At 34.3% G+C, this 13183-nt stretch carries 14 protein-coding genes; 12 read left to right on the top strand and 2 right to left on the bottom strand.

Annotation, left to right across the window (positions count from 1 at the left end; genetic code table 11):
• The first annotated feature begins 3 nt into the window (after positions 1–3).
• The 3 genes from I862_RS02695 to I862_RS02685 all read left to right on the top strand — a co-directional run bounded on the left by I862_RS02695 (position 4) and on the right by I862_RS02685 (position 2964).
• Positions 4–1359: a tetratricopeptide repeat protein gene (locus tag I862_RS02695; protein ID WP_038538699.1), complete on the top strand. Its 1356-nt coding sequence runs from the start codon at positions 4–6 to the stop codon at positions 1357–1359.
• Positions 1360–1389: 30 nt separating this feature from the next.
• Entirely contained in the window at positions 1390–2466 is a 1077-nt protein-coding gene (locus I862_RS02690) for a hypothetical protein (protein ID WP_038538696.1), read from the top strand.
• Positions 2467–2547: 81 nt separating this feature from the next.
• Positions 2548–2964: a DCC1-like thiol-disulfide oxidoreductase family protein gene (locus I862_RS02685; protein WP_038538693.1), complete on the top strand. Its 417-nt coding sequence runs from the start codon at positions 2548–2550 to the stop codon at positions 2962–2964.
• 2 nt (positions 2965–2966) lie between these two features.
• Here the strand turns inward: I862_RS02685 and I862_RS02680 are convergent, their stop codons facing one another.
• The gene (locus I862_RS02680; RefSeq protein WP_158499256.1) at positions 2967–3794 is read right to left on the bottom strand and encodes an O-antigen ligase family protein; all 828 of its coding nucleotides are present in this window, start codon (positions 3792–3794) and stop codon (positions 2967–2969) included.
• A 280-nt stretch (positions 3795–4074) separates the two neighbouring features.
• Here I862_RS02680 and I862_RS08385 point away from each other — a divergent pair, with 280 nt between their 5' ends.
• Genes I862_RS08385 through I862_RS02665 form a run of 4 tightly spaced genes read left to right on the top strand, consistent with a single transcriptional unit; the run spans position 4075 to position 7282 of the window.
• Positions 4075–4233, top strand: a complete 159-nt coding sequence (locus tag I862_RS08385) for a hypothetical protein (protein ID WP_158499255.1) — start codon at positions 4075–4077, stop codon at positions 4231–4233.
• Between the two features lie 53 nt (positions 4234–4286).
• Positions 4287–4757: a thioredoxin-dependent thiol peroxidase gene (bcp, locus tag I862_RS02675; protein ID WP_075260580.1), complete on the top strand. Its 471-nt coding sequence runs from the start codon at positions 4287–4289 to the stop codon at positions 4755–4757.
• 6 nt (positions 4758–4763) lie between these two features.
• A complete protein-coding gene (locus I862_RS02670; protein ID WP_038538686.1) occupies positions 4764–6887 on the top strand; it encodes a protein kinase family protein in 2124 nt (707 codons plus the stop codon).
• Between the two features lie 5 nt (positions 6888–6892).
• Positions 6893–7282, top strand: coding sequence for a hypothetical protein (locus I862_RS02665; RefSeq protein ID WP_038538683.1), 390 nt, complete (start codon positions 6893–6895; stop codon positions 7280–7282).
• Positions 7283–7486: 204 nt separating this feature from the next.
• Here I862_RS02665 and I862_RS02660 read toward each other — a convergent pair whose 3' ends face one another.
• Entirely contained in the window at positions 7487–8464 is a 978-nt protein-coding gene (locus I862_RS02660; protein ID WP_038538680.1) for an RluA family pseudouridine synthase, read from the bottom strand.
• A 17-nt stretch (positions 8465–8481) separates the two neighbouring features.
• Between I862_RS02660 and I862_RS02655 the strand changes: the two genes are divergently transcribed.
• The 5 genes from I862_RS02655 to I862_RS02635 all read left to right on the top strand — a co-directional run bounded on the left by I862_RS02655 (position 8482) and on the right by I862_RS02635 (position 12938).
• Entirely contained in the window at positions 8482–8856 is a 375-nt protein-coding gene (locus tag I862_RS02655; protein ID WP_038538677.1) for a hypothetical protein, read from the top strand.
• A 4-nt stretch (positions 8857–8860) separates the two neighbouring features.
• Complete coding sequence (gene nrdR, locus I862_RS02650; RefSeq protein WP_038538674.1) at positions 8861–9322, top strand: transcriptional regulator NrdR; 462 nt, start codon at positions 8861–8863, stop codon at positions 9320–9322.
• On the top strand, positions 9315–10403 hold the full coding sequence (murG, locus tag I862_RS02645; protein WP_038538671.1) for an undecaprenyldiphospho-muramoylpentapeptide beta-N-acetylglucosaminyltransferase: 1089 nt from the start codon (positions 9315–9317) through the stop codon (positions 10401–10403). Before nrdR ends, murG begins: the two co-directional genes overlap by 8 nt.
• A 71-nt stretch (positions 10404–10474) precedes the next feature.
• Positions 10475–11914 (top strand): NADP-dependent isocitrate dehydrogenase, encoded by a 1440-nt coding sequence (locus I862_RS02640; RefSeq protein WP_038538669.1) that lies wholly within the window; start codon positions 10475–10477, stop codon positions 11912–11914.
• 235 nt (positions 11915–12149) lie between these two features.
• Positions 12150–12938 (top strand): hypothetical protein, encoded by a 789-nt coding sequence (locus tag I862_RS02635; RefSeq protein WP_038538666.1) that lies wholly within the window; start codon positions 12150–12152, stop codon positions 12936–12938.
• Positions 12939–13183 lie beyond the last annotated feature (245 nt).

The raw sequence follows: 13183 nt of genomic DNA, 5'->3' as shown, positions 1-13183 counted from the left end.
AATATGTTTAAACTAATGATCCTTGCAGTAATTCTAAACTTATCTTTTCCTCTTTCAGCAAGCGCAGAGGTGTTACGGTTTTCTCAAGTAACTAAAATTCATGATACGTCAGGAAACATTAAAGATAGTGAAACTTTTGCAATCGTTAGTCTTTCACCCGATAAATTTTCCGTACGGGAAGCTGATCGCGAGATAATTTATGATTTTTCAAATAATTATCAATATACGATTAACCATGAAAAACAAACCTACCATAGCGTACCTATCTATTACATTATAAATTTCAGGGGTAAGGAAAAGCGAAACAGAGAGTTTTTAAACGAACTGTTTAAACAGTTGGAAAAGGGAGATAAAATAACACTTCCGAAAAAACGGGAAATTATTTCGGATAAAACTAGACAATTTGATTTGGAGATGGCTTTTTCCATAGGTAGAGATTCTGCGGTTACTTCTAAAACGGTTCAAAAAACAAAAACACAAAACACGAGTTTCTTTTTTAACGGTAAAAAAGCAGCGGAATTTGAAACGGGTTCATTTGTTATACCTGCTGCGTTCAAAAATATGTACTTTAAATATATTCTCTATACTCAAAACCTTCATCCATTTATTATTGAAGATTATTTATCCCGAGAAAAGTTGTTTGAAAAATTAAATTATACTTTTAAACCGGGCTTGGAAGGAGAGTACCAGGTAAATGTTACAACCGCACGTGACGGTATAATTTTTCAAGAAGGCGATCTCGGGATCCCCGGGAATTATCTTGAAACCTGCGGCATTAATAAAGATATTTGCAGATTATATTCGTTAGTAAAAGGTGGGTCATTAAAAATCTCCGAACAACGGTTTATCGATGAAATTGATGAGCATTTACGCAGAAATGATCAGCTCACTGCTTTTCTAACTGCCAACGAATACATGTTACAATATGGAATAAAACAAACTGGGCTATTTAAAAAAATCATAAGTGATAATAATGATGAGCAATTAACCGAGGTAATGAGCGCAATCAATCAACAACCTTCTAAAGAAGAAGCAGAAAAGGCAATCGCCGTGCTTGAAGAAGCGGCTGCTCAAAATACGAAAAAGGGTTATGTGCTATATATTTTTATGGCTAACCATTATTATAGCCTAGGCAAATTTGACGAGGGCTACCATTACATGTTAAAAGCATTGCAGAAAAATCCGTTCATAGTCGGCGCCTATGTTGATTTAAGTAAAGTATTCTTTGAAGCGTATGATACTGAGAAAGCATGGTTTATTCTTGATCTGGCTTATAAAATAAATCCCGAACATTATATGAACAAAGGTGCGGAGGTTTTAAAAGATAAATTACGTGAAAGGCATCCTGAGTATTTTTAAAGGTATAAGGTAAGAAGGAGATTATATAATATGATAGAGTTCATTATATTCGTTATTTCTTTTGTAGGAGCAATTTATACCTATAAATTCTATTCATCATGGTATTTGTTACGGTTACAGGAAGGGTACTCAAATTCAAAGCTGGATCAGATTATCAATTTATTTGTTTTTAAATATAGGTTTGCTCGTAATAATAATATAATATTTCATATCAATTCTTCTTCCGAGTATAATTTTACTCTAAAAAGAGAAACAAGGTTGGACAAATTTTTTAAATTAATTAAGGTTTCACGAGAACTTCAAATAGGAAATAAAGAATTTGATAAAAAAATCTATATTGTTTCAAATGACCTCACATTGTACCAGCTTTTATTAAAAAATGCAGTTTTTCAAACCCAAGTTTTAGAGTTGTTTTCTACAGGAATAAACTTTATTCATTGCAGAAATAAAAAATTATGGGCTATAGGTAGAGAAAATGATTTAGGTACAAAAGATGATAAAAATACGATAATGTTGAAACTTAAAGAGCTGGATAAGTCAATGGAAAGAGCCATGCTTCCGAATTTTAAAGCTGACAATAAATATAACTCAATGGTTAATTTATTCCATATAAACTTCGTTTGCTTCTTCATATGTTATGCACTTGTTATCTTAGCGATGATAGAGAGCAAGGAAGACTGCTCCTCGTTACTTGAAGATTCATTGGGACATTCGTTAAAACTATTTAGCGTATATTTGATTGCTATTGTATTTTACTTTTTCAGAACTTCGCAAGCACACATTGTTTATATCCATGCTTTGATGGTAAGCTTACATGTTTTTATGTTAGGTATATATTCGGTAACGGATTTTATTAATATTCATTTGGATAAATCTTCCAAGCAAATATACTATGCAAAGGTTGTTGAGAAAAAGATAACAGGTAAAAAAGACAAATATTATTATATCTCAATTCCTCATTGGAATAAGAATAAAGACTTATATACCACATCCGTAAGCGCCGCTGAATTTGAGAGAGTAAAGGAAGGCTCGGCAATAGAACTGACCTTAAGATCCGGATATCTCGGTTATGAATGGATTGAAAATAAAGAAGTGATAATAAAATAAATTAAAACTAATAATATAATTTGAAAAGCTAAAAGCTTTTATAATAATAACTTAGAACAACACAATACACGGGCTAAAAAGATGACGGATACACCTACTAAGCAGGCTGAAAAGGGTATATGGCTGATTTATGATTATGAATGCCCCCTATGTGATATGTATTGCCGCGCAATCAGAATTAAAAAGGATATAGGCAATTTAACCCTGGTAGATGCCCGCCAACCAAGCAGTGTAATGGATGAAATAACTAAGCTCGGTTGGGATATTGATAACGGGATGGTATTGAAAGTTGATGACTCATTATATTACGGCAGTGAAGCAATCCATATTCTCACCCTACTTAGCACTCGGACGGGGCTGTTTAACAAAATTAACTATTTTGTATTTAAATCACACTTAATGTCTAAAGTGCTATACCCGTTCTTTCGGAGTATACGTAACATTGTGCTTTTCAAATTGATGGGTAGAGCTAAAATTAGTAACTTGGAGAAAAAATAAGCTTATTCTTTGTTATCTTCAACTTTGCTTAAAATCAAAAAGTTAAATACAATAATGAAGATCAAACATAGCCACCAACTCATAAATATATTAAAACTTGATTGGGAAATGGTAATATATGTAGCAAGAAGCGCATAAATAAACGGCTTGAAATTTTCTCCTATAGAAGAAGTAAGAGCAATGCTTCTTATAATACTTAGCCAAACCGTTAGGTTTAAAACTAAACCGATAAGTCCGAGCTCAAGTAATATCTGTATAACACCGTTATGCGGATGAAGAGGTAAAAGGCTGATACTTGTACTACCGATCATCATAGAGCTTAAGTTTAGCTCGGAGATAATCCTTGCAGCATTAAAGCCATAGCCGGTGAGCGGCCGAAGTGAAATTAAATCGAGCACATTTTGCCAGATATAAATCCTATGTTCAAACGACCATGGAATGTGTTGAAACAAAGTTTGGGCGCGCGGATTATAAATTAAGCAGCAAATTGCGATGGGAATAAAAATATAAACCCCACCTATCCCAACTTGAAAAATTGCCACAAAATTATGCTTAAATATTTTAGCTAAAATATAAGTAACTATTCCGCCTATTATACCGAGTTTTGCTGATTCACTTGTGTAAATAAAGATGATAACAAAGCTTAAGAGCAATAAGCAATAACTACTGATTTTGCGATTATTCTGAATTAAGGGAATAATTGCAACCCACACGGCAATTGCAATAAATGTCATTCCGCGATTAAGGTAAGATGGATCAAAATATATCGTCTTATTTAATAAATAATGATTAATATTAGTTATAATCATTCCGTTAAAGATAGATTCCATATAACAAAAAACCAATGCAACTAGATAACCCGACAAAAATAGTTTAGTGTTGGGTAACTTTGAGTGAGAAGCAAATAGCAACATAAATCCGCAAAGAATAGTCGCCGAAACTTTTAAACTTTCTAAAAGGGTGCTTTTATAATTTAAAGAATATAAAGCACTTAAAAAACAAAAGCTTAAGAATGCTAATAAGCTAAGCACCAAAAGTTTATTCCTTTTAAAGGAAGAGAAAATTTCATCAATTCTAACAAGGCTATAAGAAAAGCTAAGTAAATATATTATGAATACAGCCGAACATGAGAGAGCGGCAAGGCTTGCTAAAATAGGAGTAATAAAAATTAAAAATTTAATAAATAACGTATACACTTTAAATAGCTCAAGAAATTTCAAAAATACTTTCATTGAAAATGCAATAAATGTCAAAAAAATCTTTGCTTGAAGCATATTTTTATATAACTTGAAAGGTATAACAACGTAATGTGAGTAGAAAAAATGGCAATAGGTTTGAAAGAAGGGGATAAAGCAATAGATTTTACGTTGCCTATTAGTGAAAACGAAAGTGTTAGCTTAAGAGATTTTAAAGGAAAGAACGTAATACTTTATTTTTATCCTAAGGATAACACCCCGGGTTGCACTACCCAAGCAAAAAACTTTAGAGATCATATGTTGAAATTTAAGGAGCTGAATACTGAAATAATAGGGGTTTCCAAAGATGATCTAAAAAGCCATAGTAAATTCTCTGGGGAACATTGTCTGCCGTTTAGAATTGCTTCTGATTATGAATCGGATGTTTGTGAGCAATATGGAGTTTGGGAGCAAAAAAGTTTTATGGGCAGGAAATATATGGGTATTACACGTAGTACTTTTTTGATTGATAAAGAAGGTGTAATAAGAAAAATATGGCCTGAGGTTTCGGTTAAAACACATATAGACGAAGTATTAAAGGAGATTAAGAAGCTTTAGTAAATTATGACCCTTTTTATCTCAAAATTAATTTCGGAAGCAACGAATATAACGGAAGTAAGTTTAAACGGCATTTTAGGTAAAATCCGCTCCGAACTGAAGGATATTAACTGCGAAACTATAGGTATCAGCGAAGCGGTTGATTTGGTAGCGGATAAATACTTAATTGATATAAGCGGAGGGAAGATAGAAAGCCTTTCCACTCCTAATGCCGATGCCTACTCTGCAAAAGATATCGTAAGTACAAGCAGCCAAAACTATTATTGTTTAGTATTTAAGAAGAATATACCGACAAGACTTGCGGAAATTATTGCATTAAAAGCAATAACTATTCATAACTTGATCAGACCGCTGGAAATAGGGATAACCCCAATCGGAGAGCAAGGAGAAAGGTTTTTATGCGTAATATGTGAAAAGCCTAACGGTAAATCTTTAAAAGAATTAATTAAAGAGGGGAGAGAATTTTCCCATCAATTTATACTTAAAAAAATAGTCGCTCCGCTTAATAAAATAATTAAGGATATGCATAACATTGAAATCGTGCATGGTAATATTAATCCTTCTACAATTTTCTTAGATGAAAAAGATGAAATTATTATATCCGAATGTATATCAAGTTTAAATGGACTTTGCCAAGGGGATGCTTATGAAACGGTAAATAGAGCTCAATGCCATAAATGGGGAAAAGGAGAGGGGGATAAGAGCGTGGATTATTATGCACTCGGCATGACAATCTCAAGTATAATTTCCAAAATCTTTTTTGAAGATATAAAGCATATAAACATACTGGAAAGTAAGTTGCAAAACGGCACTTTCAGCTTTTTAAATCAGCATTTTCATTTCGGCGGTACGATTGGGGATATGCTCAAAGGATTGGTAACGGATGATAAAGATATCAGATGGGGCTTTAAAGATATTGAAAATATACTAATGGACGGCAGCTATAGTTTACCGGCCGTTCTTGAAAAGCCGGCATTACCTCGCCCGGTAATATTCAAGGAAAAAGAATATTTTCATAAAGCTCCACTCGCTTATGACTTGGCACGTAATTGGGAAGATGCAAAAGCTTTTATAAAGCAATCATTACTAGTGAAGTGGCTGGATATAAGTGCTTCCGAGCAACTAACTATCGAAGCTTTAGAAAGTTTGCAGGAGATAGCGAAAAAAAGGTTTTCTTCGTATTCCTTATTTTCTAAAGAGGATGAGCATTTAATAAAAGTTATTATTGCTTTAGATCCTAATGGACCCGTCAGATATAAAAATTTAACTTTTTATAAAGAAAGTTTAGGGCCATTGCTCATATACAGCATTAATAACGAAGAAAATGAAATTACCCAATTTATTGCCAATAGCTTGTTTGTAGATTTGTTCTCATATTATGAACAGATTGCAATTTGGTTTAAAAATAAAAACTATGCAACCGGTTTAAAAGAGCTTAAGCAAGCAACCAATAATATAAGAAAAGCAGGGTTCGGGTTTGGGATTGAAAGATGCTGTTATGATCTTAATGTTTCTTTGCCCTCTCAAAGCCATGTAATAAGAGGGGAAATATGTTACGGAATTAAAGACATTTTAACCTATTTGGATAAGCAAAGCATAGAGATTGACGAACTGCTTTTGAAAAAGAACTTACTTTGTTTTGTAGCAAGCAGAATCGGCCTTGCTGAAGAGCTTAGGGTAACTAAACTTATAAGTTTTTATATGCTGGAGAAGGATAAAACTTTTATAAGTCTAATGATTCTAGGTATTGCACAGGAAAAGACAGGAGTAAAAGAGCTTATAAATTTAAGCGAGCTTTATGCTGAAAAAATTAAAACTATTTTAGATGAAGTTATTAAAGGCGAGGCAATAAAGAAAGACATTTTTGCGGCAATTAATAAAGTAAAATCACAAGGTAATTTAAATCTAATTAAGCAAAGTGCTACCGATATCTATTATCTCGAGCAGGATATTAAAGGCTTTACCCAAGCTACCGCACGCGTAGATTTTATAAATAAAGAACTGGAACGCTTAAAAGATAAATATACTATAGAGCGTGAAGCTAAGGAGTGGGGATTAAAAATTGCGGTAAAAGTTAGTTACATTATAGTATTATTTAGTATAATACTTGCAATATCAGGAGGATTATAACACTTATGAAAGTTTTTTCCGTATTTTCAAAAAAGCAAGTTAATGATTATTTCAAAGATGTGATTTATATTGAAGAGGAATTCTCAGTCGGAGCAGCCTGCTTCAGCTGGGTATGGGCGCTTTACTGTCGCATGTGGTGCACAAGTGTGCTTATCTTTTTAGCGTATTTTATACTATATTTATTGTTTTCTTGGGCTAAAATCAATCAGGAGGCTTTTATGCTGTTATTTTTAGCGCTATCACTTTACATCGGGTCGTTCGCAAAGGATTGGTATGCAAAAAGCCTAACTAAAAAGGGTTATGATTTTAAAGGAGTGATTGCAGCTCACAATTTGGAAGAAGCACAGTTGAAATATATCGCTCAGGAAACGGACAAGGCTATGGTAGGGGCTTAATAGCTTTAGTTTTAATAAGTTGATTCGATTCTCTGTGTAGTAAATTAAGTTATGAATCATATGATAGCATTTATTTAACCCGGATGGATTATAATAAAGTAAAGATGCATAAAAATTACTTGGTAATTTTTATGAGCGCTGCCCTTCTAAAGAGGGGGCGCTATTAACTTCTTCTTTTTTAAACTTGCTGCATATTATAATATATCAACTCCTAAGTCCAGCCAAAAGCTGCGTAATGTCCTCAGGCAAATTGCTTTCAAAGCTGAGTTCCTGCCCACCGGATGGGTGGGTAAGTTTAAGCCTAACCGCATGCAAAGCTTGGCGTGGGAACTGTTTGATAAGCTCGGCTGTTTCTTTATTAAAGCAATTTAAATTATGATTTAAATTAGTGCCGTAAGTTTGATCGCCGATAATCGGAGTCTTTTTATGGGTTAGATGTACTCTTATCTGATGGGTTCTACCGGTTTCAAGTTCACATTCAATTAAGCTTATAGCGTCCCCGCCGAATTTTTCCAATACATTATATCTTGTGATTGCAACCCTGCCTTCACCCTTGACTACCGTCATTTTTTTTCTATCTTTCGGGTTTCTTGCAATATTAGTTTGAATTGTGCCTATATGAGGGGTAAGTGTGCCGTAAACTAAAGCTAAATAGGTGCGTTTAATTTCCCTCTCCGCTAATTGCTTTGAAAGCTTGGCATGAGTGATATCATCTTTGGCAATTACAATCAGCCCTGAAGTATCTTTATCCAATCTATGTATAATACCCGGCCTTTGAGCACCGCCTAATTGGGATAAATTATTGCCGAAGTGATGAATAAGCGCATTTACCAAAGTATCATTATGATTGCCGGCACCTGGGTGCACAGTAAGATAAGGGGGCTTATTCAAAATAATTAATTCATTATCTTCATATATAATATTTAAATCTAAATTTTTAGGGGTAAGTAACGATTTCTCACAGGGTGGAACAAATATTCTTAGCTCATCTCCTTCCCTGACAGAATAAGAGATATTAGAGAAGGTACAATCATTTAAGTAAAAATTATCACTCTCTATTAACTTTTTAATTTTAGTTCTGGAAAATTCTGTTAGTTTATATGCGAGTAGCTTATCGAGTCGTAAACCTTGTTCTTCAAGTGTAACTACGAATTCAAAGGTTTGGTTATAAAACTTACTCATAAATTAAGAGGAATAATATGGGTTATCATAAAAGCAACAAGTTCGGATTATTAAATTTTTTTGTTTACGCAATAGTAATAGCTTTAGGTATAGGAGTTATAACTTATATAAGTAATAAATACAATTTTGTCAAAGAAGCTCCTGAAGGAGAAAACTCTGCAAGCTTGGTGTGCGAGAATCTTTCCGCTAAAATCATCCTTGAATCTAAAATTCAGGATATGAAAGAAGTCGGTAATAAGCTGATATTGCTTACCGTCCCGGAAGCAGGGAGCCAGCAAATAATTATTTTTGATTACTGCCAGAATAAAATTATAAGCGATCTCCTAATTGAGATAAAGGATAAAAAGGTTAAAGATCTCGGAGAATTAGAAAGTAATTCAATAATAGGATAAATCTATGAAATGTCCTTTCTGCGGGTTTTTAGATAGTCAAGTTAAAGATTCTCGTCCATCAGAGGATGGCCTAACTATTAAACGCAGAAGGTTTTGCCCTGATTGCGGAGGAAGGTTCACTACCTATGAAAGAATTGAGATGAGGGAGCTCTTTGTTATTAAAAAAGGTGGAGACAAGCGACTTTTTGACCCGTCAAAATTATTGAAATCCATGCAGGTTGCAGCGAGAAAAAGACCGGTGGAGGCGGAGCAGCTCGAAGAAATAGTATCCCGTATTACTAAAAAACTTGAGAAATACGGCGAGGGTGAGATAACTTCACAGGCAGTCGGGCAATTGGTGATGAATGAGCTTTTAAAAATTGATCAGGTGGCATACGTAAGATATGCTTCCGTATATAAAGACTTTGCGGAAGCAAGTGATTTCGGAAAATTTATTGAAAATTTAAATATTACTAAAGATGAATAACAACACTATTATTATAGCAACCGGCGGTACAGGAGGGCATATATTCCCTGCACAGGCCTTATCCGATAAACTGGTTAAAGAAAATTTTAATCCGGTACTTATTTGTGATAATAGGGCGAATAAATTTCTTTATGGAAGCTTTCAATCAGTTAAAAAGTTTCAAATCAGCTCTTCTAATCTTTCGGGAGGGATAATCTCTAAGCTTCAAGGTTTAAGTTTACTGTTGATTAATATCCTAAAAGTCATATTTATTTACCTTAAAATAAAGCCGGGATGTGTGGTAGGATTCGGCGGATATCCTGCATTGCCTAGTATTGTTGCAGCAATTATACTTAATATTCCGATCATTATGTATGAACCTAATGCAGTTTTAGGTCGTGTTAATAAATGGTTCCTGCGTTATGCAAAGGTGCTTACTCTTTTTATGCCCAACACTACAAAAATTGCAGAAAAATATAAAAACAAGGTGGAAGTTGTTGGGGACTTGGTTAGGGATGAACTTTTAAAGCAAGCAGAGCAAGAGAGAATTAAAAATAAAAAATTTACTTTATTAGTCTTCGGTGGTAGCCAAGGAGCACAAGTTTTTTCTGAAGTCATTCCGGAAGCTGTAAAACTATTGCCGCCTCTTTTACGTAAAAAGTTATTAATTATCCAGCAGGCACGCCCTAATTTAGTGGAGCAAACTATAGAGGCTTATAAGAAAATTGAGGTAGAAGCTGTTATTAAGCCATTCTTTGAAAATATCGGCGAATTATACTTAAAAGCGGATCTGGTCATTTGCCGCTCAGGCGCTTCGACTATTTCAGAGCTGATTAACTTTAAGCTACCTGCTATTTTGGTTCCGTTTCCGCATGCAACTGATAACCATCAATACTACAATGCTTTATATCTTGCAGAAAATGCTACGGCACGTCTTATTACACAAGACAAATTTAAATCAATAGTGCTTGCGGAGCAACTTGAAGAATTGGTAGAATCAAGTATCAAGCTTAAAAAGCTTAAAACTGCTTATGATAAAATGAAAACAACTAACGGAACTCAAAAATTGTTTTCCATAGTGCAGAAGCATTTGAAAAAATAAACTTAAAATCTTGATTTTAATATAGTAGCAGCTAACATTAAATTAAGGGATCGACAAAATAAGGAAAAATTATGACAGAAAGAACTATTACGGTAGCTTACGGTGACGGCATTGGCCCCGAAATAATGGAAGCTACGCTTTTCATATTGAAAGAGGCGGGAGCAAAGCTTAATATAGAAACCATAGATATCGGTGAAAAATTATATCTCAAAGGTTTCGGGTCGGGAATTTCTAAGGAAGCATGGGAGACGGTAAAGCGTAATAAAATTATTTTAAAATCACCGATTACCACCCCTCAAGGTAAGGGGTATAAAAGCCTTAACGTAACTTTTAGAAAAGGCTTAGGGTTATTTGCTAACGTGCGCCCGACTGTTTCATATTATCCTTATATTGAAAGCAACCACCAAAAGATGGATATGGTGATTGTGAGAGAAAACGAAGAAGATTTATATGCCGGTATTGAATATCGCATGACTGCTAACAGTAGCGCATGTTTTAAGCTTATATCCAGGCAGGGCTGTGAGAAAATCATAAGATATGCTTTTGAATATGCACTCCTTAACAATAGGAAGAAAGTAACTTGTGTTTCTAAAGATAACATAATGAAAGTTACCGACGGTTCTTTCCACGCTATATTTGATGAAATTGCACCTCTCTATCCTGAGATTAAGACTGATCACTTTATAGTCGATATTGGAGCAGCAAAAATTGCTTCTCGCCCGGAGATCTTTGATGTTATAGTGACCCTAAATTTATATGGTGATATTATTTCCGATATAGCCGCAGAAGTATCAGGCTCGGTAGGCTTAGCGGGAAGCGCTAATATCGGAGAGAATTATGCGATGTTTGAAGCAATCCACGGTTCTGCTCCCGATATTGCAGGTAAAAAGATGGCTAACCCTTCAGGGTTATTAAATGGTGCAATAATGATGCTTGAATACATCGGGCAAGCTGATGTGGCGGTAAAAATCCAAAATGCCTGGCTTAAAACGATTGAAGAGGGAATCCATACCGCTGATATTTATAAAGAAGGTAAAAGTAAGAAAAAAGTTGAGACTATGGAATTTGCTAAAGCAGTCGTGGAAAATCTAGGTAAAAAGCCTGTACATTTTTCTCCACTGGCTGAGCGTGAATCTAAGCTTATTAACTTGCCGAAAATGGAGCTTGATACACAAAGCAAAGAGATTATCGGAGTAGATTTCTATATTGAAGACAGAAGTGCTAACCCGAAGGCTATAGCTGAGCAAGTGAAGGCTTTACACCCTAAATTAGAACTTGAAAATATTTCGCAAAGAGGAATTAAAGTTTGGCCGGAGAATGAGGTGGAAAACCTATCCTATGATTTATGGCGTTTAAGGTATATTTCTTCAAATGCAGATCATAAACTTAGCCAAAAAGATATTTTAGAACTTAGTGAGGCAATTTCAAACAAAGGTGTAGAGATCAGCACTATTCAAATGCTTTATGTGTTTGAGGGAATGGCCGGGTTCACTAAATCCCAGGGAGATTAAAGACTAAAACTTAATTAAGATTAAAACTTTTAATGAGGGCACTTAGGTTAATACTAATGTGCCCTTTATTTATCCTTAGTTTTTTATGATAAAGCATGTAATTAATATATAAAATTTATTTTATTAAGAAAATATAATAAAAGTTAACCAAATATTAACCTATTCTTTTGTATAGTTGAATAAATAAGGGGGGAGTGCTTATTCAGTGCTTTTTATGCTAAGGAAGGGGGAGTATATGCCGAAAAAGATACAGCAAAACCAAATTTTAAGTAAACTAAAGCTTAATATTGACAGTGAATTAAAGCAATTTGCAAAAGAGTATAAAAGAGAAAGCGATAAAGGGGAGCGGGGCAAACATTATAACTTGGATGAAGCTTTGGATGAGCTTAAGAAAGATCATAAAAAAAAGATAATTAAGCATTTTGATGAAGCCACAAAAAAGGTATTATGCGGTAGCACTTTAAGTTCTATGCTAAAAAAATTTGGTAAAGGAGGAAGAAAAGATATCTTAGAAGCCGTTAAAGAAATTCAAGATGAAGAGCTTGAGAAATCAGTCAAAAAAGCAGTTGATAAAATATCTAAATTTGAAAAAGAAGTTGATAAAGCTTTTGAAGATATAGCTGAAACTGTTAATGAATATAAACAAAAAGGATCTTTTGAAAAGCACGAAACTTCTATTTTAAAAGCCGGAGCAATTGCTATTGCTGCCGGGGCAGCATTTTTTGTAGCGGCGGCAGTGGTAGGCATTGCTGCAAGTGTAGGGATAGTACTGCCGGGTTTAGGGCTGTTGGCCGGTGCTTCAGTTATAACCGGGGGATTAGGAATGATGGGAGGAGAAGTTAGTTTAATAACAGGGGTAGCTGCATCCGTGGCAGGGTTGAGCGCGGTTGCAGTACAATCGGTTATGACACCGAATGAATTTAAAGATATTGCAAGTGAGAAAGCTGAAACACTAAAAAGTCTTACTAATACAATGATTGAGAAAGCTAAAGAACCAGGGGTTGAAAAAGGGCAGGGAAGATAGAGCAGCGGAAGGCTTAAAATACTTTTGCTTGTTATATAATAGTATAAATTAAGTTACAAATCATACAATAGCATTTATTTAATTCGGGTACTTTGTAACAGAGTAAAGATACATAAAAATTATTTAATAATTTTTATGAGCGCTGCCCCTCTAAAGGGGGGCGGAGGGGCGCGCTATTATTATTTAAGTAATTTCAAAAAAGAAGTCATTAAGGTAATTAAAGTCATATCAAAATAAATGTGTAA

The organism is endosymbiont of Acanthamoeba sp. UWC8 (assembly GCF_000730245.1).
GTDB lineage: Bacteria > Pseudomonadota > Alphaproteobacteria > Rickettsiales > Midichloriaceae > Jidaibacter.
This window is presented reverse-complemented; position numbering and strand designations above follow the sequence as displayed.